This is a genomic window from Pseudomonas sp. LFS074 (assembly GCF_047978165.1).
GTDB lineage: Bacteria > Pseudomonadota > Gammaproteobacteria > Pseudomonadales > Pseudomonadaceae > Aquipseudomonas > Aquipseudomonas putida_P.
Window position 1 is genome coordinate 2353518 of sequence record NZ_JBFPFV010000001.1, and the last position, 23454, is coordinate 2376971.

Here is a 23454-nt window from a genome sequence, read left to right on the forward strand (position 1 = left end):
CTAGGCACTAAAAGCGACCACCCACACATTCGGGGTATGTCCCCCCTCGGCAAATCCCACGATAGTGAACCCATCGGCTCGATTCCGGAGCATTCACACGATGGAGTTGCCATGCGCAAGGTACTGAAGGTGATTGGTGGTCTGCTGCTGGCGTCTGGCGCCAGCCTGGCCCAGGCGGCAGAGGTGGACAGCGCCAATACGTTACGGTTGTACAACTGGACCGACTACATCGGCGAAACCACCCTGGCCGACTTCGAGAAGGCCACCGGCATCAAGGTCATCTACGACACCTTCGACGGCTACGAAACGGTACAGACCAAACTGCTCACCGGCCGCTCCGGTTACGACCTGGTCATGCTCAACGCCTCCCTCGTTCCCCCGCTGATCAGTGCCGGGGTATTCCAGGCGCTGGACAAGCAGCAACTGCCCAGCTGGCACAACCTCGACCAACAGGTGGTCGACAACCTGCAGGGCTACGACCCGGGCCTTAAGTACTCGGCGCCCTACACCTGGGGCAGCTCGGGGGTCACCTACAACGTCGACAAGATCAAGGCGCGCATGCCCGACGCACCGATCGGCTCGCTGGCCATGCTGTTCGACCCCAAGATCGTCTCGCGCTTTGCCGACTGCGGCGTCACCCTGATGGACGCACCCACCGAAGTGATCCCGCTGGCCCTGCAGTACCTGGGCAAGGACCCGCGCAGCGCGTCGCCGGCTGACCTCAAGGCGGCCGAACAGCTGCTGCTGGGCATCCGCCCGTACATTCGCAAGTTCGACTCGGTGAATTATCTCACCAGCCTGCCCAATGGCGATGTCTGCCTGGCGCTGACCTGGTCCGGTGACTACGCCACCGCCCAGGCTCGCGCGGTGGAAGCGAAGAAGGACATCAAACTGTCGTTCTTCATCCCCCAGGAAGGTTCGCTGATCTGGTTCGACAACCTGTACATCCCCAAGGATGCACCGCACGCGGCCAACGCCCACCGCTTCATCGAGTTCTTGCTGCAGCCGCAGACCATGGCCAAGGTCACCGACTACATCCACTACGCCAACAGCAACGCCGCCGCGACCGCGCTGGTGCGTGATGACATCCGCCAGGACCCGGCCATCTACCCGGACGCGTCAACCCGTGAACGCCTGTTCGCGCAGAAAACCCAGAGCCCGAAGGACATGCGTGCCATCACCCGGGTCTGGAGCACGGTCAAGACCGGTTTCTGAACACTGCCCAACGATTCCCGCCAAGGAGCTGCCCATGGCCACCCCAAGCAAAGCATTCGTCATTGCCCACGACCCGCTGGTCGAAGCCGACAAGGCCCACTACATGCACGGCTACCATGTGTTCGATGAGCACCGCGCGCAAGGTGCGTTGAACATCGTCGCCGGCGAGGGCGCGTACATTCGTGACGCCCACGGCAACCGCTTCCTCGATGCCGTCGGCGGCATGTGGTGCACCAATATCGGCCTGGGCCGCGAGGAAATGGCCCTGGCCATCGCCGACCAGGTGCGCCAGCTGGCGTACTCCAACCCGTTCTCCGACATGGCCAACGACGTGGCCATCGAACTGTGCCAGAAGCTTGCGCAACTGGCGCCGGGCGACCTTAACCATGTGTTCCTCACCACCGGTGGGTCGACCGCTGTCGACACCGCCTACCGGCTGATCCAGTACTACCAGAACTGCCGTGGCAAGCCGCACAAGAAACACATCATCGCTCGCTACAACGCCTACCACGGCTCCACCACCCTGACCATGTCGATTGGCAACAAGGCCGCCGACCGGGTACCGGAGTTCGATTATCACCACGACCTGATCCACCACGTGTCCAACCCCAACCCGTACCGCGCGCCGGACGACATGGACGAGGCCGAGTTCCTCGACTACCTGGTGGCCGAGTTCGAAGACAAGATCCTGTCGCTGGGCGCCGACAACGTGGCGGCGTTCTTCGCCGAGCCGATCATGGGTTCGGGCGGGGTGATCATTCCGCCCGAGGGCTACTTCCTGCGCATGTGGCAACTGTGCCAGACCTACGACATCCTGTTCGTCGCCGATGAAGTGGTGACCTCGTTCGGACGCCTGGGCACCTTCTTCGCCAGTGAAGAACTGTTTGGCGTCACCCCCGACATCATCACCACCGCCAAGGGCCTGACCTCGGCCTACTTGCCGCTGGGCGCGTGCATCTTCTCCGAGCGTATCTGGGAGGTGATCGCCGAGCCGGGCAAGGGGCGCTGCTTCACTCATGGTTTCACCTACAGTGGTCACCCGGTGTGCTGCACGACGGCGCTGAAGAACATCGAGATCATCGAGCGCGAGCAACTGCTCGATCACGTCAAGGACGTTGGCAGTTACCTGGAGCAGCGCCTGCAAAGCTTGCGCGAGCTGCCGCTGGTGGGAGATGTGCGCTGCATGAAGCTGATGGCCTGTGTCGAGTTCGTTGCCGACAAAGCCAGCAAGGCGCTGTTCCCGGACGAGGTGAACATCGGTGAGCGCATCCACAGCAAGGCCCAGGCCAAAGGGTTGCTGGTACGCCCGATCATGCACCTGAACGTGATGTCGCCACCGTTGATCATCACCCATGCGCAGGTGGACGAAATCGTCGAGACCCTGCGCCAGTGCATCATCGAAACAGCACGTGAATTGACTGCGCTTGGCCTGTACCAGGGCCGATGAACCTGGCGCAAAGGGCTGTGCGGGGGCGTGCCTGGCAAGCTAGACTGCCGGGCATGACACAGGCCTCTCCCGACACCCCGCTTACCCTCACGATGGGCGCGCTGCAGCAATGGCACGCGGCGCTGCAGCGCGCGCTGGCGCAAAGCGAAACCCCCGATGCACTGGAATATGTGGCCGCTGCCATCGGCCAGTTGGTGCAGGTGGAGTCGATGATGATCAGCCTCGAGTGCCAGGGGCGCGCACCGCAGTTGCTCTATCAGCAAGGCATTCCCGAGCTGCACCGCGCCGCAGTGCTGGAGCGCTATTTCAGCGCAGGCTACCTGCTCGACCCGTTCTGCCTGGCCGTGCAAAGCGGGCTGGCCGAAGGCTTTTACCATTTGCAGGAAATCGCCCCCGACAACTTCTTCGACAGCGACTACTACAAGGCCTATTACCTGGGCACCGGTTGCAGTGAAGACAGCTACTACATCGTCGACCTCAGCGCAGGCCGCAAGCTGTCGCTGAGCCTGTTCCAGGGCTGCAGCGGCACGCGCCTGAGTGCCGGGCAAATCGACCTGTTGCGTGCGCTGGAACCGATGGTCCGCGAACTGCTGGGGCGCTATGCCAGGCACAACCTGGACCCCGAGCCTGCCTCAGCCGAGCGCGGCAGCCTGCAGGCGGCGTTCGACAGTTTTGGCTGCCAAGTGCTGACCGACCGTGAGCGAGAGGTGGCACACATGATCTTGCGTGGGCATTCGGTGAAGTCCACTGCGCTGGAACTGGGTATCTCCCCGGAGACCGTGCGCATGCACCGCAAGAACCTGTACCTGAAGCTGGAGATCAACTCGCAGTCGGAGCTGTTTGCACGGTTTATCGACTGGTTGCGACAGGGGACTGCGGTGGTAGTCGCTTGATGCCACCCTGTTAGCGTTTTTCACCAGAAATCGCCATTTGTTAATGTTTTCGTTGATCCGTTAGTCATTTCGTACTTGCGGCGTTAATGTTTTCGCGTAAATTCTTTGAGTAGATAGCGTTTTCGGGCAAAAGGTAAAGGATTCAGCAATGCAGGTAGGATTCAGGGCGTTGGCCGATCGATATGGCATCACGATGGTGCAGCCACTTCGTGTCGAATCGACGATCGGAACCACCCGGGTGAGCCGTGACAGCGACGGGCTTGTGAGCAATCAATACCCGCCAAGCTATCGGCCATCGGACAATTTTGCAGGGCATTTCGAATTCGGCCTCAAATACGAGGACATTCACCTCGAGTTCTTTGCGCGCTTGTTTGCTGCCGTGGGCCCTGAGCCGGTCGAGGCCTGGTGCAGGCAATCCCCTTTTGGCCAGTTTGCCCGCCGTACCGGTTTTTTCTACGAATGGCTCACAGGCACCCGACTGGATGTGCCGGATGTCGGCAATGGTGCCTACTGTGATGCCGTCGCCAGTCATAAATATTTGGTTCGTACCTCGCCACTGCGTGTGCGCCGCTGGCGGGTAAACGACAACTTGCCGGGTACGTCAGGTTTCTGCCCGGTGCTACGCCGTACCGAGGAGGTTCAAAATGCCTTGGCATTCGACCTGGCGGCTGCATTGGGTGAACTCGACCAGGCCTTCGGTGCCGACATTCTGCTGCGCAGCGCCAGCTGGTTGACCTTCAAGGAGTCGCGCGCCAGCTTTCTAATCGAGAAAGAAGCCGATCAAGCGGACAGGATCCAACGGTTTGCGCACGTGATTGCCAGGTATTGTGGCACTGTCGAAGAACCGCTGAGCGAGCGATCGCTGCACAAGTTGCAGGCCGGGATATTGGGGCACGAAGCACTTGGTCTGGGGTTGCGGCAGTCCCCTGTTTTTGTCGGGCAGGCGACCATGCGCGAAGACATCGTGCACTACATCGCGCCCCATTACGGCCAGGTCGCGGAGCTGATCGATGGGCTCAAGGCTTTCGAAGCAGCTACACGAGGTGCCGAGTCGTTAGCCAGGGCCGCCGTTTTGGCATTTGGTTTCGTGTACATCCACCCGATGCGTGATGGCAATGGCCGCATCCATCGTTTTCTCATCAATGACACCTTGATTCGCGACAAGGCCATGCCTGCCGGGGTCATCCTGCCGGTGTCCGCTACCATCACCAGTTCGATCGCGTTTCGTGTGGGATACGACCAGGTGCTGGAAGTATTTTCCAGGCCGTTCATGCAGCGCTATGGGGCGTCATATCGGTTTGGCAAAGCCACCACTTACACGGACGGCACCTCGAGCAACTTCATGTTCGATGAGTACGATGATGCGGCCGTCGCCTGGCGATACCCGGATTTGACCGCGCATGTGTTGTACACCGCGCGAGTCATCGAGCATACCGTGCGCAAGGAGATGGCCGATGAAGCGCGGGTGCTGGTGGTATTCCGGCGTGCCCAGGAGCACCTGAAGGACGTGCTGGAAATGCCCGATCCGGACGCCAGTCGCATTATCCGCTCACTCAAGGAAAACGGCTGGCAGGTTTCCGGCAAGTTGAAAAAGGCTTACCCGGAGCTGGAGGATGCCGCACGGGCCGAGCGCGTTGTGCACGCTGTGCGCTCGGCTTTTGACGACGTCCTGTAGGTTGCTTAGCGGGACGCCAGTCGAGCCTCGAGCGCAGCGATGTGCGCCTGTAGCCGCTCATGCTCCTGGCGCTCGGCGCCGATGTCTTCGAACACGCTGATCAGGTGCTCCGGCTCGCCATTGGCACGGCGCTGCAGCGAGGTGCGCGCGCGTACCCAGATGTACTCGCCGCTCTTGTGGCGCACACGCTTTTCCACCTCGTAACGCTCGGTTTCGCCGGCCAGCATGCGCTGCAGCAACTGCAGGTTCTGGGCCAGGTCGTCGGGGTGGGTGATCTGCTGGAAGGTCATGCCATACAGCTCGTCGGCACGGTAGCCCAGTAGCTCGCACAGGCTGTTGTTGACCCGCTGCCAGGTGCCGTCCGGGTCGATGTAGGCGAGGGCGCCCCAGGCCAGCTCGAAGATCGCCCGAAAGCGCTCCTCGCTTTGGCTCAGCGCCTGCTGGGCGACCTGGCGTTCGGTGTTGTCCATGCTGATGCCGACCATTTTCACCGAGCGGCCGGCGCTGTCCCGCACGACCGTGGCGCGGGAAGAAATCCAGCGCACTTCACCGTCCGGGCGGGTGATGCGGAAGTCGCATTCGCAGCCACTGCCGTCGGCCACCGCGTCGGCGTACATCCCCTGCATGCGCTGCACGTCTTCGTCGGGCAGGTGCCTCCAGAAGTCTTCGTTGTGGTGGACCGGCCAGCCATAGACCTGCTCGACGTTGGGCGAGTAGGTAACTTCGTCGCTGATGAGGTTCCATTCCCAGGTGACGATGCGCGCGCCTTCCTGGGCCAGCTTCATGCGTGTTTCGCTTTCCATGATCTCGGCGGTCAGGCGCCGGCGCAGGTCGGTCATGGGCAGCTCGACCACCTGTGGTTGCTGGATGTTCTGCAGTGCCTCGTCGCCATAGCGCAGCCAGATCCAGTTGACCTTGAGAAAGTCGGCCAGCTTGCGCAGGTTGTCGTAGTCGATCTCGCCGCCACGGGTCCATTTGTGCACGGCGGTGCGCGAAATACCCAAGGCCGTGCCCACGGCTTGCAGGGTCAGCTTGTGATGCTCGAGCAGTTCCTTGAGGCGGAAGGCGAAGCTGTTTTCCAACATCGGCAGGGTGTCCTGATCTGGGCCAAGAGCCTGCCAGTATACGCAACTTGTCAACTTTGGGTTGACGGCCCTGGGCGATTTGCAACTCCTTGTAGGAGCGGCCTTGTGTCGCGATGGGCCGCACAGCGGCCCCGGCAATTGTGTGCCAGGGCAAAGATCCTGGGGCCGCTGTGCGGCCCATCGCGACACAAGGCCGCTCCTACAGGGACCGCATTTGTCAGAGATCAAGCACAAGCCGCGCCGTACGGGCGCGCGAGACGCACAGCATAATGCTCTGCTGCGCGGCTTTTTCTTCGTCGCTCAGGTACTGGTCGTAATGCTCGGCTTCACCTTCAAGAATGGCCGTCTCGCATGTACCGCACACGCCTTCGCGGCACAGGCACTCGACCTTGGCGGCCTTGGACTTCTCGATGGCCTGCAGAATGGTCATGCCTTCTTCCACTTGCAACTCCACACCCGACTGCGCCAACACCACGGTAAAGGCACTGCCGGTGACCGGGGTGGCGGCGAACTGTTCCCAATGCACGCGCTGTTCGGCGATGCCGGCTTGGGCTGCGCAGGCGATGACCGCATCGATTAGCGGTTTGGGGCCGCAGACGTACAGGTGCGCTTGCGCGTCCAGCCCCGCGCACAAGGCGGCCAGGTCAAGCTTGCGGTCGAGGCTGTCGATGTAGAATTGCGTGTTGGCAGCGTGCGGGCCGTTGGCCAACTGGTCCTGGAACGCACCGTGCTCTGGCGCACGGAAGGCATAGTGCAGCTCGTAGTCGGTGCTGCCGCCTTCCAGCTCGTGCAATTGCGCCAGGAACGGGGTGATGCCGATGCCGCCGGCAATCAGCACGTGACGGCCAGCCGAAGGGTCGAGGGCGAACAAGTTGTTGGGCGAGGAGATGGTCAGGCGAGTGCCGACCTCCACCTGCTGGTGCATGAACGCCGAGCCGCCTTTGGACTGCTCTTCCAGGCGCACGCCGATCTGGTAGCTGCGGGTGTCGCGCGGGTCGCTCATCAGCGAGTAGGCGTTGCTGAACTGGCTGCCGTCGGCGCCTTGCATCTGCACGATGACATGGCTGCCGCCGGTGAAGGCGGGCATCGCCGCGCCGTCTTCGCGGGCCAGGGTAAAGCGCTTGATCAGCGGCGTGGCTTGTTCCACGTCGGTTACGCGGACGCTGAACATTTCATAAGTGTTGGCCATGGTTCACCTCGACTGCCTGGGCGCGCGGCAGGCCCTGCCGCGCACCTTTACGTGCAAAAAAACGTGGAGCGGTTGCCATCAATCGTCGAGGTGGGCCACGGCGATCAGGTTGTGGAAGTGGGCAATGCCGTGCTCGCTCATACCGCTGCGTTCGCGGTCGGCCATGATGCGGCCCTGGCCACGGTAGCCTCGCGACTTGAGGCCCTTCTGCACGCTTTCGACCAGGCGCAGGTCTTCTGGGCGGAACACTTCGCGGTACCAGTCGATCAGCTTCTGCTGTTCCTCGGTGATGTCCTTGTTGAGGAAGTAGATGTCGTAGTGTTGCAGGGTGGTTTCGGCATCGACCGGGAACTCGTAGATCACGGTCATGAAGTTGGCCCCTGGCGGCACGTTGAACATGGTGCACGGCCAGGCCCAGAAGCCGGCGAACGACGGGTCCTTCACGTTTTCGTCGAACTTGAACGACTGTTCCGAAGGCTTGGCCAGGCCATATTGCAGGGTCCAGTTACCGTGCATGGTGTGGCTGTACTGGCCGACGTCGACCGAGTCGGAGAAGCCTGGGTGCGCCGGGGCGCAGTGGTAGCACTCGAGGTAGTTGTCGACGATCGACTTCCAGTTGGCAGGGGTGTCGCTGACGAAGCGTGCTGCCAGGTGCAGGTCGTCGATCACCGCGCAGGCTTCGCGCATGCGCGTTTGCAGGCCTGGCAACTGGTCTTCGACAGAGCCTGCGTCCATGTCCATGTTGATGAAGATGAAGCCGGCATATTCCTCTACGCGCAGCTGCACCAGGGTGGAGTTCTCTTTGTCGAAGTTCACCACGTTGTCGCAGTTGCGGGCGTGGGCCAGTTCGCCGTCGAGCTTGAAGGTCCAGGCGTGGTATGGGCAGGTGATGACGTTCTTGGCTTTGCCGCTGCCGCTGAGCAACTGGTGGCCACGGTGCGGGCAGACGTTGTAGAACGCACGCAGCACGCTGTCACGGCCGCGCACGACGATGATGCTTTCGCCAATTACTTCGCGGGTGATGTAGGCATTGTTGTCTGCCACTTCGCTGCGGTGGCCCACGCAGATCCAGCTGCGGGCGAAGATGGCTTCTTTCTCGTGTTCGAACACTGCGGCCTTGGTGTAGAAATTGGCCGGGATGGTGAAGGCCTCGTCGGCGTTTGCGCAGAAATCGGCGGGCAGGCGTTTGAAGTCGTTCATGACAGGTTTCTCACAAGCTCGGTTTTTAGTTGTTGGTTAACGCGTATCTGTTGGTTAACAGATCAGGCAAAAAAAATTGCAACCCTTCAAAGGGGCCGCAGTGCGGCCCCTTTGATTTCATCAATGCACGGCAGCAGCGCTGCGCGGTGCATGCTCGGCAGGTTGTTCACCGGCCATCCGTGCAGCCTCTTCTTCGATGATGTGGGCCGGTACCTGGCCGTAGTCAGCGACCATCCACTTGAGGAAGCCGTAGATCTTCACCAGCAGAATCACCATGAACGGGATTGCGGTCAGCACCACGGCAGTCTTCATGGTCGACAGCGAAGCCTTGGCGAACAGCATGGCCAACGGCACCAGGGTCAATACCACACACCAGAACAGGCGGTGGGTCGGCGTCGGGTCGTCACCTTCACGCAGGTTGCGAGTGCTGGTGGCTGCCACCGCGTAGGCTGCGGCATCCATGTGCGAAGCGCAGAAGATGGCCATGATGAACAGGTACACGCCAAGGAACACTTGGCCCCACGGCAACGCCAGCAGCAGGTGGGTTACAGCCGATTCACCGCCTTGCTCGGCCAGCATCTTCGGTACGTCCACCGCGCCGGTGATGAACTGGTGCATGCTGTAGCTTTCCAGTGCGCCGAAGAAGAACCAGCAACCGAAGCTGCCGCCCAGCAGCAGGGCCAGGACCACTTCCTTGATCTGCCGGCCACGCGAAACGCGGGTGACGAACATGGCTACGCCCGGGGCGTACGACACCCACCACAGCCAGTAGAACACCGTCCAGTTGCGGGTGAAGGCACCGTCGCCGGCCGGGTCGGTGAACAGGCTCATGTGCACGTAGTTCTGGATCATCAGGCCAATCGAGTTGGCGGTGTTGTTGAGGGTGAACTGGGTTGGGCCGACCAGCAGGACGACAGCGGCAAACACCAGCGCGCCGATGCACACCATCTTGCTCAGGCGCTGCAGGCCGCCATCGATGCCGATGTAGGAGCTGAGCGAGAACATCACCGCCACGCCGCCGATCACCATCAATTGCACGGTGAAGGTATCCGGGGTGCCGGTCAGGTCATGCAGGCCGCGCGTCAGGGTAGAGGCGGTGAGGGCCAGCGACACGGTCAGGGCGCCCATCATGGTCAACAGGAAGATCAGGTCGACAGTACGGCCTACTGGCCCGGTGGCCTTGAAACCCGTCACCGCTTCGATAATCGAAGCCAGGTTCAGGCCGCTCTTCTTGCGGACATGGAAGTGGTAGGCCATGGCCAGCGAAGCCAAGGCGTAGATCGACCAGGCGCTGATGCCCCAGTGGAAGAACGAGTAGCCCACGCTGTACTCCAGCGCCTTGGGAGTGGCGGCGGCGATGTTCAGGCCTGGGGTCTGATAGTAGTAGGCCCATTCCATCACGCCCCAGTACAGGGTCGAGGACCCCATGCCGGCACAGATGAACATGAACACCCAGGTGGCGGTGGCGTATTCAGGCTTGCCACTGCCCAGGCGGATGTTGCCGTATTTGCTGAAAGCCAGGTACAGCACCGCCAGGGTACTGGCGAACACCAGCACCTGCACGCTGGTACCGAAGGTGCGGGTGGACAGCTCGAACAACTGGTTGGCGGCGCTTTCAGCCTGGGCGGGGAAGGCTGCAAGGCCGATCACGGTGAGCAGCACGGCAATCAGGCTCACGGTAATCAGGAACACATCAATCTTTTTATTCTTGTGCGACATCATCGTCTCCTGGGACGTTGGCGTACTTGTCATACCCGGCAGGCATCCGGGGTGTAGCGGTACAACTCCTTCCGTGGTTGTTAACCTTTAGTTTACTAATATCTAATGGTTAACAGATTCTGCATACAATCTGCGCCGCTAGCAAGAGGCAAGGGGCCGATTGTCAGACACTTCTGACAATCGGCCCCTGTGCGTCAGGCTTCGACCAGCGCGGTGATGGCCTGGCCAACTTGCTGGGTGGACTGCTGCCCACCCATGTCGCGGGTGACATCACCGGCGGCGATGACCTGCTCGATGGCCTTGAGGATGTCGTCGTGGGCGGCGTGGTAGCGTGGGTCGGCGCCGTCGTTGCCAAGGAAGTCGAGCATCAGCGCACCCGACCAGATCATCGCGATCGGGTTGGCGATGTTCTTGCCGTAGATGTCCGGTGCCGAGCCGTGCACGGGTTCGAACAGCGACGGGAACTTGCGTTCGGGGTTGAGGTTGGCCGACGGCGCGATGCCGATGGTGCCGGCGCAGGCTGGGCCGAGGTCGGAGAGGATGTCGCCGAACAGGTTCGAAGCCACCACCACGTCAAAGCGGTCCGGCTGCAGCACGAAGCGCGCGCAGAGGATATCGATATGCTGTTTGTCCCAGCTGATTTCCGGATAATTGGCAGCCATCGCAGCGGTGCGCTCGTCCCAGTACGGCATGCTCACGGCCATGCCGTTGGACTTGGTGGCCGAGGTGACGTGCTTGCGCTCGCGGGTCTGGGCCACGTCGAAGGCGTACTTGAGAATGCGGTCGACGCCGCGACGGGTGAACACCGATTCCTGCAGCACGAACTCGTTTTCGGTGCCTTCGAACATGCGCCCACCCAGCGACGAATATTCGCCCTCGGTATTCTCGCGGATGACCACGAAGTCGATGTCACCTGGTTCACGACCTGCCAGCGGGCAAGGCACGCCAGGGAACAGGCGCACTGGGCGGATGTTCACGTATTGGTCGAAGTCTCGGCGGAACTTGAGCAGCGAACCCCACAGCGAGATGTGGTCCGGCACCTTGTCTGGCCAGCCCACAGCACCGAAGTACAGGGCATCGAAGCCCTTGAGCTGTTCGAACCAGTCGTCCGGCATCATCTTGCCGTGGGCCAGGTAATAGTCGCAGCTGGCCCACTCGAAGAACTCGAAGCTGATGTCCAGGCCATGCTTGCGCGCAGCGGCCTCGACTACACGAATGCCTTCAGGCAGTACTTCGTTGCCGATGCCATCGCCGGGGATTGCCGCAATTCTGAAAGTCTTGCTCATGGGGTGCACTCGTTATCCAGGGAACAGGTGCTGGTTATGCTATAAGGGCTTTATCCGGAGATAATCTGGCCAATCATGGATTCTTGGAACACGATACGTGAATAATCTGCCCAGCCTCGACGACCTCAATATCTTCCTTCAGGTGGCCAAGCGCGCCAGCTTTGCCGCCGTCGCGGACGAGCTGGGCATGTCGGCGGCGTACATCAGCAAGCGCATCCGCATGCTTGAGCAAACCCTGGAAGTACGCCTGCTGCACCGTACCACCCGGCGGGTGACGGTGAGCGAGGAGGGTGAGCGGGTGTATCAGTGGGCGCTGCAGATATTCGATGCGGTGCAGCGCATGGGCGATGACATCAGTGCCCAGCACCGTGAGCCGGCCGGGCAATTGCGCATTGCCAGCAGCCTTGGCCTGGGCCGCCGCTTCGTGGCGCCGGCCTTGTCGGAGCTGGCCGAGCGTTACCCGCGCCTGGACATTCGCCTGGACGTGCACGACCGGTTGGTGGACCTGATTGCCGAAGGCGTCGACCTGGACATCCGCGTGGGCAACGCCATTGCGCCCAACCTGATCGCCAAGCCGCTGGCGCGTAACCGCCGGGTACTGTGCGCCGCGCCGGCTTACCTGGCCCGGCGCGGTACGCCCAAGGTGCTGGGCGAACTGGCCAGCCATGACTGCCTGGTGATCAAGGAACGTGATCACCCGTTTGGCGTGTGGCAGTTGATGGGGCCGGACGGTGAGGAAGGCGTGCGGGTCACCGGCGGCTTGTCGACCAACCATGGCGAAGTGGCGCACCAGTGGTGCCTGGACGGGCGCGGGATCTTGCTGCGCTCGTGGTGGGATGTGCACGACAGCCTGCAGGATGGGCGCCTGGTCCAGGTGCTGGAGGACTATCACCAGCCAGCGGATATCTGGGCGGTGTACACCTCACCATTGGCCAGTTCGGCCAAGGTGCGGGTGGCGGTGGACTTTTTCCGGCAGTACTTTGCCGAGCGGTATAGCTTGCCAGAGTAGACACTGGCCCTGACGCGCGCTTTGTATAGGAGCGGCCTTCAGGGTACGGGTACACGCGAAACCGCTTTCACTTCGCGCAACGCCAGGCTGGACTGGATCGAGGCAATCCCCGGCTGCCGGCGCAACACTTCTTCCACAAACCGCCCATAACTTTCCAGGTCGGTCGCCAGTACGGTCAGCACATAGTCGGCCTCACCGGTCACCTTGTGGCAGGACAGCACCTGCGGCAGCTTCAGAATCACCTGCTCGAACTCGTCCGGCGCATTGGCCGAGTGGTTGCCAAAGCGCACCTGGGCAAATGCCATCACGTCGTACCCCAATTTCCTGCGGTCGAGGTTGGCCTGGTAATCCTTGATGATGCCCAGCTCTTCCAGCCTTTTGCGCCGACGCCAGCAGGGTGTCACGGTCATCGACAGGCGTTCGCCCAGTGCCGCGCTCGAAAGGGTGCCGTCCGCCTGCAACAGGCGCAGCAGCTCGCGATCGGTTTCGTCCAATTCTTCGATAGCAAAAGCTTTGCTCATAGCTTGGTGGTCCTGTGAATACTTTGCTAAAGAATCCGGTTTGGCTGAGCATAAAGCAAAGCATTTCCAGCGGTCTCTCGCGAAAATTGGTTACCCGGTAACTCCCTTGAAAAAGGACATTCGCGTGCTGACAGTCTTTAGTAACAACCACCGCTTGCACCATGGCTCGGAACTCAAGGACGGCGCGATAACGCCATCGTTTGAAAACCCCCAGCGTGCCGACACCGTGCTGGCCCGGGTGCTCGGCACCGGCCTGGGCGATGTCATCGCCGAGCAGGCGTTCGACCGTGCCTGCTACGTGGCGGCGCACAGCGAACGCTATGTGAGCTTCCTGGAAAACGCCTGGCAGGAATGGGCCGCCACCGGCAAGACCCACGACGCGCTGCCGCTGGTGTGGCCGGTGCGTGACCTGGCCATCGACCGTGAGCCCGGCTTCATCGACGGCAAGCTTGGTTTCTACGCCATGGACGCCGGCGCGCCGATCACCGCTGGCACCTGGGAGGCGGTACGCAGCAGCGCCAACGTTGCCCTGACCGGCATGCAGCGCATCATCGACGGTGCCGACAGTGCCTTCGCCCTGTGCCGCCCGCCTGGGCACCATGCGGCGCGTGAATACATGGGCGGCTATTGCTACCTGAACAACGCTGCCATCGCCGCCGAGCGCTGCCTGAGCCAGGGCGCCAAGCGTGTGGCCGTGCTGGACGTGGACTTCCACCACGGCAACGGCACGCAGAACATCTTCTACGATCGCCCCGATGTGCTGTTCGCCTCCCTGCATGGTGACCCTCACGTGTCCTACCCGTACTTTTCCGGCTACGCCCATGAGCGGGGTGTGGGGGCAGGCGAAGGCTTCAACGTCAACTACCCGCTGGGCAAAGGCACGCGCTGGGCGCAGTACCAGCTGGCCCTGCAGGACGCGCTCAAGCGCATCGTCGCGCATCGGCCCGAATACCTGGTGGTGTCGCTTGGCGTCGACACCTTCGAGGACGACCCGATCAGCCATTTCAAACTCACCAGTGAAGACTTCCTGCGCATGGGCGCCGAGATCGCCAGTGCTGGCATCCCGACCCTGTTCGTGATGGAAGGCGGCTACATGGTCGATGAGATCGGCATCAACGCGGTGAACACCCTGCAAGGCTTCGAAAGCGCGCGTTAAGCCCCGCGACAAGCCGTGGCCACGCTGGCCACGGCACAGCACGACTAGCCAGACCAACAATAACAAGAGGTCGCCCATGCAAGACATGTCCGCAAGCCTTGAGCAAAGCAAACCGGCAGAGCCCACCCGTGACGGGCACCTGCAACGCACGCTGGAAAACCGCCACATCCAGCTGATTTCCATCGGAGGCGCCATCGGCACCGGCCTGTTCATGGGGTCGGGCAAGGTGATCGCGCTGTCCGGCACCTCGATCCTTCTGGTCTACGCCATCCTCGGGTTCTTCGTCTTCTTCGTGATGCGCGCCATGGGCGAGCTGCTGTTGTCCGACCTGCGCTTCAAGTCGTTCGCCGACATCGTTGCCCATTACCTGGGCCCGCGCGCCGGCTTTGTGCTGAGCTGGTCGTATTGGCTGAGCTGGAGCGTGGCGGTGGTCGGCGACGTGGTCGTGGTGGCGGGGTTCTTTCAGTATTGGTACCCCGATGCGCCGGCCTGGCTGCCCGCGTTCTTCACCCTGTTCGTGCTGCTGGGGTTGAACCTGCTGGCGGTGCGCATATTCGGCGAGGTGGAGTTCTGGTTCGGTATCATCAAGATCGTCGCCATCGTGCTGTTGATCATCACGGCGGCGGTGATGATCGCTACCTCTTATACCTCGCCCAATGGTGTGGTCGCCTCGCTGTCCAACGTGGTCGCGCCGGGTGCGGTGCTGCCCCATGGCATCAGCGGTTTCTTTGCCGGGTTCCAGATTGCCGTGTTTTCTTTCGCCGGTACCGAACTGATCGGCACCACCGCCGCCGAGGCCAAGAACCCGCATCGCTCGCTGCCCAAGGCGATCAACACCATCCCGCTGCGCATCCTGCTGTTCTACATCCTGGCGCTGGTGTGCATCATCAGCGTGGTGTCGTGGGCCGAAGTGCCGGCCAACCGCAGCCCCTTCGTCGAACTGTTCCTGCTGGCGGGTTTTCCGGCGGCGGCGGGCATGATCAATTTCGTGGTGCTGACGTCAGCTGCGTCATCGGCCAACAGTGGGGTGTACTCAGGTTGCCGGATGTTGTTCGGCCTGGCCGAGCGGCGTAACGCACCGGCCCTGTTCGCCAGGCTTTCGGCACTGAGCGTGCCGGTGTACAGCCTGGTGTTTTCCGGGGCGTGCATGTTGATCGGGTTGAGCTTGCTGTTCATCATTCCCGAGGTGATGACCGTGTTCACGCTGATCTCGACGGTGTCGGCGATTTTGGTGATCTTCACCTGGTCGATGATCCTTGCTGCGTACCTGGCTTATCGCAGACGCAACCCAGCTGCGCACGACGCCTCGCTGTTCAAGTTGCCGGGCGGGGTGCCGATGGCAGTCACGACCTTGGGCTTTCTCGGCTTTGTGCTGGTGCTGCTGGCGCTGCAGCCGGATACCCGGTTGGCGCTATGCGTGATGCCGTTGTGGTTCGTGTTTTTGCTGGTGGCTTACCATCGTCGCCGTGAGCACAATTAATGAGCCGACAGTGGCGTGACCGTCCAGTGGTTGATTTAGAGAAGTTTCCTACAGGTTTTTAGGAAGCCCACTGAGCCTCCGGCAAGCGATTCCTCGTTAGGGTTCAGGGACCATCAGGGTCCCTTTCTACGCGAGGTCGCTTATGCCCCTTAGCCAACGTATCGCCATTGCGGTAGCCGAAGCCGGGCTGCCGCACGACCAGTGCATGTCCTGCGAGCGGCAAGGCCTGCCGATTCTGCCACTGCGCCGCGCCTTAGTGCCGGATGCACGTCCTGGTTGTGTCACCACTGTTGCCGGCAGCCTACATGTTTCGACGAAAATGGGCCTGCGCACCTTGCGCATGGGCTACCTGTACGTGCTGCTGGACCAACAGGTCTGGCATGCCTACGAAGTCAGCGAGCAGGGCCACCTGCGCCGCTTCAACCCCTATGAACCTTCCGACGGCCTGCCCGCACCACTCCCCGAAAAGTGCGTGAATGAAAACCACGACATTCCCTCATCTTTCCTGAACATCGATACCGACCGCTATGGCAGCGCCTGGCTGGCCTTTTCGAGCGACCCTTGGCCGGTGAGCGTGCTGAATGCCTACAAACGCGGCACGGCACCTGCGCATCGCTTTGAGGGTTTGGACCTGACTCAGGCGCGCAACAACCCCGAATTGCTGGGCATCGCCATGACGCCTGACAACCTGCAAATCGACAAGGAGGTGTTCGAGTACGCGCAGCACGGGTGTTCGCCGTTCGACAGTGCGCATGGCTTTTACACCCGCTGGCTGCGCCGGTTTGCACTGAAGGGGTACCTGGTCAACGCGATGAACCGGCACAAGCTGGAGAGCGGTGTGCTGGCGGTGGTGCTCGACGACACCGTTGGCTTGATTCAGGAGTACAACCATCAACGACTGAACTGGGTGGTGAAGCGTCAAGTCTGGCGCGAAGAGCCCATGCGGGCGTATCAACTGCAGACTTCACAAATTCTGCAGATCATTCGCGCGACGCACCGGCAGTGGGCGGCACAGAAAATACCGTCGTTGGAGCCAATGACCGGCGACGGGCCTCCGGTGTTCGTGGATCCGGCAGTAGAGCGTCAGCGCCTGGTCGAGCGTGCGCAGCTGGAAAGTGACGAGCGGCTTGAAGAGCGCTACCACGAACCGCAACGGGCGGCGTTCCAGGCCGAGTACGACCAGCAGGAAGCCGAGTTCCAGCGCTACATCGACAAGGACGCCCGTGCGTATGCCGCACTGTTCGACACGCCCATGTTCAAGGTGGCCGAGCAGTACGATTACGACGGTGATCATCGTGAGTCTGGCGTGGCGTATGCCAAGACCATGGCGTTGTGCCTGGGGGGCGGTATTACCGAGGCCGTGGTGCTCGGTACGGTGCCAGCGGCCGGCACCAGCGAAACGCTCTGGCTGAAATGGCTGCAAGACCCCGACAGCCCACCTTATCGCGCGTTGTTGATGCGGGACCGTGCATTGCTGGCCGGGCTGCTGCCCAGTTTTACCGCTGCCGAAGCCATCAACTGGAACGACAGCGACAAGCTCTACGGCATCTTGAGCAAGATCATTGCCAGCGACGACGCGGGCCTGCGCATGCGCAACACCCTCAAACAGGCCATCGCCGAAACGCAGAGCGCGCTCAACGCGGCCAGCCAGCGCCTGGCGCCCAACGTGCTCCCTGGCATTCAAAAAGCCGTGCGGCACCTGAACAGCGCGACGCAGTTCCTCTACAACGGCGTGCACCTGATCGAACTGGAAGTGAAGATGAAGCTGGGCGAGTACTACGCCTTGCAAAGTGCCCACCTGCGCGAATTGCAGCACAAGGCCAATGCCTCCATCGCCGAGGCACGGGACCGGATGCATCGCAGCATCGATGACTTCGAATTTGGCTCGATGAAGCCGTTCCGCAAGGTGCGCCCGATCATCCAGCATGGGTTGATGAGCCTGGCAGTGCTCGACCCGCGGTTTACCCACACCATGATCACCGTGACGGTGTGGGTCGAGGGCACGGCTGAAGAGGTGCGTGGCCGGTTGTTTGAGGAAGCCAATATGAAGGTGACCCAAGTCAGCAGCGCGGCACAGATTACCTTGGTGGATGTCTCGGTGGCGGCGGGAACGCTGGAGGCGAATGCGCGCAAGGTGTTGCAGGGGATGAGGATCACTTCGCAGCAGGCGGCGCAGTTGGTCCGAACCGGCTTTCGCGGCTTGCGCGGTGTGGCGGGAAGTTGGGAAGTACTGCTGGCAATTGGAGGGCTGTACTTTCAATACGACAGCCTGGCCAGGAATCAGGAAAAAGCGGAGGAGGAGATTGGACCGAAAGCGCATGAGGCCAAGCTGGCGCTGCAGGGAGCGCAGCTGGGGATATTGGGAGGGCAGATTGAACTGGTTGGACTCGTTATGCGCTCCAGCGCTGGTTATATAAAAGCGCCTTGGACCCGCGGCGTACCAGCAGTTGGAGTAGCGCTCGTTAAGTTCGGCGCCTTGTTCAGTGCAGTAGCCGGAGTTTTCGATACCGCACAAGCAATATCCGCCGCCAAGCGAGCTTCGGCAGCGGGGGATAAAACAGCGCGGATTCTTCATGCTACTTCTGCTGTATTCTACGGAATAGGTGCTGTGGCTTTTGCTGGTGCCGTATTTAAATCGCTAATTTTAGGACCTTTAGGCCTCGCTGTAATATTGAGCTTGGCTGCATTTGCATTGAGCAAGCAGGCTGAAAAAAATAGATCTTCAGCATTGGAGCGTTGGGCAAGGCGCTGCTGGTTTGGAAAAGGAGATGAAACACCGGCAGTACATTGGGATGCGCCTGAATACGCAGATATTGCGTTTGCAGAGCTTAATGCAGCAGTTCTTGGTGTTAAGGCGAAGTTCAATTTTGAGTCGAGCATGGTAACAGATCCCGCAGCGCCGAAAATTGGAGGTCTAGTGGGTCTGGTGACAGAGCAAAAACTTAGATTTCAGGTGGTTTTGCCAAACTATAGAGATGGTGCTTCTGCTTTTCGCTGGGTTCTAATTGTCCACCGCGTCGGCGACGGAGAGTTTCCTGAGTACAAAGGTGGAGAGACCATTGTTGTTGATGACTTTCACGCTATCACTACAGAGGAGTTATCGAAATCTACAAGATTCTCTAGTTTCACCCCACCAAGGATACCCGACTATAAAGCTGATTCTATAGTAATAAAACAGCGAGAATGTAGTGAGCAGAACGGTGTTTGCTGGTTGGAGGTTTCAGGCGTAGTGGAGCTTATGCCCACTGTCGGGAAGCACACAATAACTGGAGCAACGCTGTTGGTCATGTATTGGCTAGATCGGACTATTCCGAGTGCTTACCTAGAGGTATGTGAGCGAGGGGAAAATGATTAATCGCGGATCAAAAACTCAATGGGAGCGGTCGCTTGGGTGGAGCTACGATTTGCCCCATGTCAGAGAAATACCTGATCTCAGATGCGACGTGAAAAATGTAAGGCCATCACCCAATTACTATGATGACGTGTATCTAGAACTACCAAGATCAACGTTCAGCTTAAGAGGAGTCGTGGCTTTGCTGAGGCCCTGACGCCCTACCAAAATTCGTCCACCCACCCCGGGACTGGAACGATGACGATGGTCTTAGCCCCATGCATCGCCTAGCGCCCAAGGTCCGGTGGCCAACGGAAATCGACCTTGAATCTCGCAGTGCACCCGCAACAAACGATGTCCGCTAAAACGCTTGCCCCCAAGGTCCTGTGCTGTTCACTCAGACTGCCTGCTGCGCAATCAACGCCAGGCACCGCTGCACCACCGGGCTCACATCCCCCTTGCGCCGGCTAAGGATGATCGGGCTGACCGCGCCGCTATCCAGCAAACCGACATACTCGATATCGGTGCGATGCTGCTGCTGTACCGACGCCGGCACCAGGGTTATCCCTACACCTACAGCCACCAGGCCGATAGCGGTCTGAAGTTCGTTGGCCCATTGGCTGACGCGGATACTCATGCCGTGCTGCGCGAACAGCGCCAGCACATGGTCGGCATAACTGGGCCGAGGGTTGGCCGGGTAGAGGATGAACGCTTCGCCCGCCAACTGGGCAAGGCTGAGCGGGCTGCCCGCCAGCGGGTGGCCCTTGGGCAGCACGGCCACCAGCGGGTCTTCGCGCAGTACCTGTTGCTGAATGGCCGCGTCATCGATGCGAATGCGCCCGAAGGCGATGTCGATGCGCCCGGTCTTCAACGCTTCCACTTGCTGCAGCGTGGTCATCTCGCTCAAGCCCAGCTCCAGCTCGCTGTCCTGACGTAGCTCGCGGATCAGCTCTGGCAGCACGTTGTACAGGGTGGAGGGGGCAAAACCGATGCCTAGCCACTGGCGCTGGCCCTGGCCAATACGACGAGTGTTGTCGCTGATGTTCTGCAACTGCTGCAGCACGGTGCAGGTCTGCTCGTAGAAGAAGCGACCCGCTTCGGTCAGCCGCAGCGGGCGTTCGCGCACCACCAGCAGGGTGCCGAGCTGGTCCTCCAGCTGGCTGATCTGCCGGCTCAACGGCGGTTGAGCGATGTGCAGCAACTCGGCGGCGCGGGTGAAGTTCAGGGTCTCGGCCAGAACCTTGAAGTAACGCAGGTGGCGCAGCTCCATCAGACCTCCAGGGTATGGTGGGAGATTCATTTGATATTGGACTGTCATCAGGGTCTCGCGCAATCCTTGAACAATCAAGTAAATGCACCATTCGGGCCTGCAACTGGCAGCCCGATCTGACGGGACCTGGCAACAATGACAAGTGCGCTGATTGAACGTATAGAGGCAATTATCGTCGACCTGCCGACCATTCGCCCGCACAAGCTGGCAATGCACACCATGCAGCAGCAGACCCTGGTGGTATTACGCGTGCGCTGCAGCGATGGCGTGGAAGGTATCGGTGAGGCCACCACCATCGGCGGCCTGGCCTATGGCTACGAAAGCCCCGAGGGCATCAAGGCCAATATCGACGCGCACCTGGCGCCTGCGCTGATCGGCCTGCCGGCAGACAACATCAATGCCGCCATGCTCAAGCTGGACAAGCTGGCCAAGGGCAACACCTTTGCCAAGTCCGGCCTCGAAAGCGCCTTGCTCGACGCCCAAGGCAAGCGCCTGGGCCTGCCGGTCAGCGAGCTGTTGGGCGGCCGTGTGCGTGACAGCCTGGAAGTGGCCTGGACCCTGGCCAGCGGCGACACCGCCCGCGACATCGCCGAAGCTCAGCACATGCTGGAAATCCGCCGCCACCGTGTGTTCAAGCTGAAGATCGGCGCCAACCCGGTGGAGCAGGACCTCAAACACGTGGTGGCGATCAAGCGTGAGCTGGGCGACAGCGCCAGCGTGCGTGTCGACGTCAACCAATACTGGGACGAGTCCCAGGCCATTCGCGCCTGCCAGGTACTGGGCGACAACGGCATCGACCTGATCGAGCAACCGATTTCGCGCATCAATCGCGGTGGCCAGGTGCGCCTGAACCAGCGCAGCCCGGCACCGATCATGGCCGATGAGTCGATCGAAAGCGTCGAAGACGCCTTCAGCCTGGCCGCCGACGGCGCCGCCAGTATCTTCGCCCTGAAAATCGCCAAGAATGGTGGCCCGCGCGCCGTGCTGCGCACCGCGCAGATCGCCGAGGCCGCCGGCATCGCCTTGTACGGCGGCACCATGCTCGAGGGCTCGATCGGCACCTTGGCCTCGGCCCATGCCTTCCTCACGCTGCGCCAGCTCACCTGGGGCACCGAGCTGTTCGGGCCACTGCTGTTGACCGAGGAAATCGTCAACGAGCCGCCGCAGTACCGCGACTTCCAACTGCACATCCCCCGTACCCCAGGCCTGGGCCTGACCCTGGACGAACAGCGCCTGGCGCGCTTCGCCCGTCGCTGATAAGCAAGTAAGGAGATAACCATGCTGTTCCACGTGAAGATGACCGTGAAACTGCCGGTCGACATGGACCCGGCCAAGGCCGCCCAGCTCAAGGCCGACGAAAAGGAACTGGCCCAGCGCCTGCAGCGCGAAGGCACCTGGCGCCATCTGTGGCGCATTGCCGGGCACTACGCCAACTACAGCGTATTCGATGTGCCCAGCGTCGAGGCGCTGCATGACACGCTGATGCAGCTGCCACTGTTCCCGTACATGGACATCGAGGTCGACGGCCTGTGCCGGCATCCCTCGTCGATCCACAGCGACGACCGCTGATTCGCACCTGTCTACCTGACAAGAACAATATGAGGTAAGCACGATGACCGTGAAAATTTCCCACACTGCCGACATTCAAGCCTTCTTCAAGCAGGTGGCTGGCTTGGACCACGCCGAAGGCAACCCGCGCTTCAAGCAGATCATCCTGCGCGTGCTGCAAGACACTGCACGCCTGGTCGAAGACCTGGAGATCACCGAAGACGAGTTCTGGCACGCCGTTGACTATCTCAACCGCCTGGGCGGCCGTAACGAGGCGGGCCTGCTGGCTGCTGGCCTGGGCATCGAGCACTTCCTCGACCTGCTGCAAGACGCCAAGGACGCCGAAGCCGGACTTGCTGGCGGCACTCCGCGCACCATCGAAGGCCCGCTGTACGTCGCCGGGGCGCCGCTGGCGCAAGGCGAAGTGCGCATGGACGACGGCACCGACCCAGGTGTGGTGATGTTCCTCCAGGGCCAGGTGTTCGATGCCGACGGCAAGCCGTTGGCCGGTGCCACCGTCGACCTGTGGCATGCCAACACCCAGGGCACCTATTCGTACTTTGACTCGACCCAGTCCGACTACAACCTGCGCCGGCGCATCATCACCGATGCCGAGGGCCGCTACCGTGCACGTTCGATCGTGCCGTCGGGGTATGGTTGCGATCCGCAGGGGCCGACCCAGGAATGCCTGGACCTGCTCGGCCGTCATGGCCAGCGCCCGGCGCATGTGCACTTCTTCATCTCGGCGCCGGGGTACCGCCACCTGACCACGCAGATCAACTTCGAGGGTGACAAGTACCTGTGGGACGACTTTGCCTACGCTACCCGTGACGGGCTGATTGGCGAGCTGCGCTTTGTCGAAGATGCGGCGGCGGCGCGTGACCGTGGCGTGCAAGGCGAGCGCTTTGCCGAGCTTTCGTTCGACTTCCACCTGCAGGGGGCCGCGGCGCCGGAGGCCGAGGCGCGCAGCCACCGGCCGCGTGCGTTGCAGGAAGGCTGAGTACCAGGCGCAGAACGTTGGGGCTGCGCAGCAGCCCCCGGCATTCTGAGCGTCTTTCACTGTGTTTTTTGCCTGGGCCTTTCCGTGCGGGGAGGGCCTGGGCTTTTTGCTGTCCGCTGAAAATCCATCTGCATTTCCCTTCTGTTTCCCCCCTCTGGTCCTTTCGAAATATCCCTCGCCGAATTACGTGAAAAGTAGTCTAAATATTTTTCGCTTGCGCGTGAGCTCAGGTCTACCTGTTTCTTATAAAAAATCCACATAAATCAACGATTAACGTGGTTTTATCTGTTTTCAAGCGCAAGTGAGCGAGGTGATTTTCTTTGTTTTTAGCGTGAAAATTCAATTGACAATTCACGTAAATAATCGCAAATATCTGTCACCGGCACCCAAAACAAGAGAGACAGATATGCCGCCCCAACCTGCCTTCGCT

General features: G+C 61.0%; 18 protein-coding genes. 11 read left to right on the top strand and 7 right to left on the bottom strand.

The genetic code is table 11. The annotated features are described in order from the left end of the window. Nucleotides 1-111: 111 nt before the first annotated feature. The 4 genes from ACNQP3_RS10900 to ACNQP3_RS10915 all read left to right on the top strand — a co-directional run bounded on the left by ACNQP3_RS10900 (nt 112) and on the right by ACNQP3_RS10915 (nt 5230). Nucleotides 112-1215 carry a polyamine ABC transporter substrate-binding protein gene (locus tag ACNQP3_RS10900; protein ID WP_060493368.1) on the top strand — a complete coding sequence of 368 codons (1104 nt, stop codon included), beginning with the start codon at nt 112-114 and terminating at the stop codon, nt 1213-1215. Nucleotides 1216-1249: 34 nt separating this feature from the next. Further along, on the top strand, nt 1250-2662 hold the full coding sequence (locus ACNQP3_RS10905) for an aminotransferase (RefSeq protein WP_264317016.1): 1413 nt from the start codon (nt 1250-1252) through the stop codon (nt 2660-2662). Beyond that, the gene (locus ACNQP3_RS10910; RefSeq protein WP_012271840.1) at nt 2659-3555 is read left to right on the top strand and encodes a helix-turn-helix transcriptional regulator; all 897 of its coding nucleotides are present in this window, start codon (nt 2659-2661) and stop codon (nt 3553-3555) included. Before ACNQP3_RS10905 ends, ACNQP3_RS10910 begins: the two co-directional genes overlap by 4 nt. Before the next feature lie 148 nt (nt 3556-3703). Beyond that, entirely contained in the window at nt 3704-5230 is a 1527-nt protein-coding gene (locus tag ACNQP3_RS10915; RefSeq protein WP_012271841.1) for a Fic family protein, read from the top strand. A gap of 5 nt (nt 5231-5235) precedes the next feature. Here the strand turns inward: ACNQP3_RS10915 and ACNQP3_RS10920 are convergent, their stop codons facing one another. The 5 genes from ACNQP3_RS10920 to ACNQP3_RS10940 form a co-directional block, all read right to left on the bottom strand. Beyond that, nucleotides 5236-6315 (bottom strand): helix-turn-helix domain-containing protein, encoded by a 1080-nt coding sequence (locus ACNQP3_RS10920; RefSeq protein WP_012271842.1) that lies wholly within the window; start codon nt 6313-6315, stop codon nt 5236-5238. A gap of 217 nt (nt 6316-6532) precedes the next feature. Continuing rightward, nucleotides 6533-7504: a PDR/VanB family oxidoreductase gene (locus ACNQP3_RS10925; RefSeq protein ID WP_012271843.1), complete on the bottom strand. Its 972-nt coding sequence runs from the start codon at nt 7502-7504 to the stop codon at nt 6533-6535. 78 nt (nt 7505-7582) lie between these two features. Continuing rightward, entirely contained in the window at nt 7583-8704 is a 1122-nt protein-coding gene (locus ACNQP3_RS10930; RefSeq protein WP_012271844.1) for an aromatic ring-hydroxylating oxygenase subunit alpha, read from the bottom strand. 120 nt (nt 8705-8824) lie between these two features. Beyond that, nucleotides 8825-10423 (bottom strand): BCCT family transporter, encoded by a 1599-nt coding sequence (locus ACNQP3_RS10935; protein ID WP_012271845.1) that lies wholly within the window; start codon nt 10421-10423, stop codon nt 8825-8827. A gap of 194 nt (nt 10424-10617) precedes the next feature. Then, nucleotides 10618-11709 carry a tartrate dehydrogenase gene (locus ACNQP3_RS10940; RefSeq protein ID WP_264317017.1) on the bottom strand — a complete coding sequence of 364 codons (1092 nt, stop codon included), beginning with the start codon at nt 11707-11709 and terminating at the stop codon, nt 10618-10620. Between the two features lie 97 nt (nt 11710-11806). Between ACNQP3_RS10940 and ACNQP3_RS10945 the strand changes: the two genes are divergently transcribed. Beyond that, nucleotides 11807-12718 (top strand): LysR substrate-binding domain-containing protein, encoded by a 912-nt coding sequence (locus ACNQP3_RS10945; RefSeq protein ID WP_012271847.1) that lies wholly within the window; start codon nt 11807-11809, stop codon nt 12716-12718. 38 nt (nt 12719-12756) lie between these two features. On the opposite strand, the gene ACNQP3_RS10950 is transcribed toward ACNQP3_RS10945, so the two are convergent. After that, a complete protein-coding gene (locus ACNQP3_RS10950; RefSeq protein ID WP_012271848.1) occupies nt 12757-13239 on the bottom strand; it encodes an Lrp/AsnC family transcriptional regulator in 483 nt (160 codons plus the stop codon). Between the two features lie 124 nt (nt 13240-13363). Between ACNQP3_RS10950 and ACNQP3_RS10955 the strand changes: the two genes are divergently transcribed. The 3 genes from ACNQP3_RS10955 (at nt 13364) to ACNQP3_RS10965 (ending at nt 19230) form a co-directional block, all read left to right on the top strand. Beyond that, nucleotides 13364-14395 (top strand): histone deacetylase family protein, encoded by a 1032-nt coding sequence (locus ACNQP3_RS10955; RefSeq protein WP_264317018.1) that lies wholly within the window; start codon nt 13364-13366, stop codon nt 14393-14395. A gap of 76 nt (nt 14396-14471) precedes the next feature. Continuing rightward, the gene (locus tag ACNQP3_RS10960; RefSeq protein WP_264317019.1) at nt 14472-15875 is read left to right on the top strand and encodes an amino acid permease; all 1404 of its coding nucleotides are present in this window, start codon (nt 14472-14474) and stop codon (nt 15873-15875) included. 142 nt (nt 15876-16017) lie between these two features. Next, the gene (locus ACNQP3_RS10965; RefSeq protein WP_264317020.1) at nt 16018-19230 is read left to right on the top strand and encodes a T6SS effector BTH_I2691 family protein; all 3213 of its coding nucleotides are present in this window, start codon (nt 16018-16020) and stop codon (nt 19228-19230) included. 373 nt (nt 19231-19603) lie between these two features. Here the strand turns inward: ACNQP3_RS10965 and catR are convergent, their stop codons facing one another. Beyond that, the gene (gene catR / locus ACNQP3_RS10970; RefSeq protein ID WP_012271853.1) at nt 19604-20476 is read right to left on the bottom strand and encodes an HTH-type transcriptional regulator CatR; all 873 of its coding nucleotides are present in this window, start codon (nt 20474-20476) and stop codon (nt 19604-19606) included. 135 nt (nt 20477-20611) lie between these two features. Here catR and ACNQP3_RS10975 point away from each other — a divergent pair, with 135 nt between their 5' ends. Genes ACNQP3_RS10975 through catA form a run of 3 tightly spaced genes read left to right on the top strand, consistent with a single transcriptional unit; the run spans nt 20612 to nt 23024 of the window. Further along, nucleotides 20612-21733 (top strand): muconate cycloisomerase family protein, encoded by a 1122-nt coding sequence (locus tag ACNQP3_RS10975; RefSeq protein WP_060515537.1) that lies wholly within the window; start codon nt 20612-20614, stop codon nt 21731-21733. 21 nt (nt 21734-21754) lie between these two features. After that, nucleotides 21755-22045 carry a muconolactone Delta-isomerase gene (catC, locus tag ACNQP3_RS10980; protein WP_003256111.1) on the top strand — a complete coding sequence of 97 codons (291 nt, stop codon included), beginning with the start codon at nt 21755-21757 and terminating at the stop codon, nt 22043-22045. 43 nt (nt 22046-22088) lie between these two features. Further along, nucleotides 22089-23024, top strand: coding sequence for a catechol 1,2-dioxygenase (gene catA / locus ACNQP3_RS10985; protein WP_060494559.1), 936 nt, complete (start codon nt 22089-22091; stop codon nt 23022-23024). Nucleotides 23025-23454: the final 430 nt, after the last annotated feature.

What these genes read in the sequence shown, in the direction of transcription:
- ACNQP3_RS10910 (WP_012271840.1), top strand. Translation starts at nt 2,659, where the DNA reads ATGAACCTGGCGCAAAGGGCTGTGCGGGGGCGTGCCTGGCAAGCTAGA.
- ACNQP3_RS10950 (WP_012271848.1), bottom strand. Translation starts at nt 13,239, where the DNA reads ATGAGCAAAGCTTTTGCTATCGAAGAATTGGACGAAACCGATCGCGAG.
- catA (WP_060494559.1), top strand. Translation starts at nt 22,089, where the DNA reads ATGACCGTGAAAATTTCCCACACTGCCGACATTCAAGCCTTCTTCAAG.
- catC (WP_003256111.1), top strand. Translation starts at nt 21,755, where the DNA reads ATGCTGTTCCACGTGAAGATGACCGTGAAACTGCCGGTCGACATGGAC.
- ACNQP3_RS10905 (WP_264317016.1), top strand. Translation starts at nt 1,250, where the DNA reads ATGGCCACCCCAAGCAAAGCATTCGTCATTGCCCACGACCCGCTGGTC.
- ACNQP3_RS10930 (WP_012271844.1), bottom strand. Translation starts at nt 8,704, where the DNA reads ATGAACGACTTCAAACGCCTGCCCGCCGATTTCTGCGCAAACGCCGAC.
- ACNQP3_RS10920 (WP_012271842.1), bottom strand. Translation starts at nt 6,315, where the DNA reads ATGTTGGAAAACAGCTTCGCCTTCCGCCTCAAGGAACTGCTCGAGCAT.
- catR (WP_012271853.1), bottom strand. Translation starts at nt 20,476, where the DNA reads ATGGAGCTGCGCCACCTGCGTTACTTCAAGGTTCTGGCCGAGACCCTG.
- ACNQP3_RS10935 (WP_012271845.1), bottom strand. Translation starts at nt 10,423, where the DNA reads ATGTCGCACAAGAATAAAAAGATTGATGTGTTCCTGATTACCGTGAGC.
- ACNQP3_RS10915 (WP_012271841.1), top strand. Translation starts at nt 3,704, where the DNA reads ATGCAGGTAGGATTCAGGGCGTTGGCCGATCGATATGGCATCACGATG.
- ACNQP3_RS10965 (WP_264317020.1), top strand. Translation starts at nt 16,018, where the DNA reads ATGCCCCTTAGCCAACGTATCGCCATTGCGGTAGCCGAAGCCGGGCTG.
- ACNQP3_RS10960 (WP_264317019.1), top strand. Translation starts at nt 14,472, where the DNA reads ATGCAAGACATGTCCGCAAGCCTTGAGCAAAGCAAACCGGCAGAGCCC.
- ACNQP3_RS10940 (WP_264317017.1), bottom strand. Translation starts at nt 11,709, where the DNA reads ATGAGCAAGACTTTCAGAATTGCGGCAATCCCCGGCGATGGCATCGGC.
- ACNQP3_RS10900 (WP_060493368.1), top strand. Translation starts at nt 112, where the DNA reads ATGCGCAAGGTACTGAAGGTGATTGGTGGTCTGCTGCTGGCGTCTGGC.
- ACNQP3_RS10925 (WP_012271843.1), bottom strand. Translation starts at nt 7,504, where the DNA reads ATGGCCAACACTTATGAAATGTTCAGCGTCCGCGTAACCGACGTGGAA.
- ACNQP3_RS10975 (WP_060515537.1), top strand. Translation starts at nt 20,612, where the DNA reads ATGACAAGTGCGCTGATTGAACGTATAGAGGCAATTATCGTCGACCTG.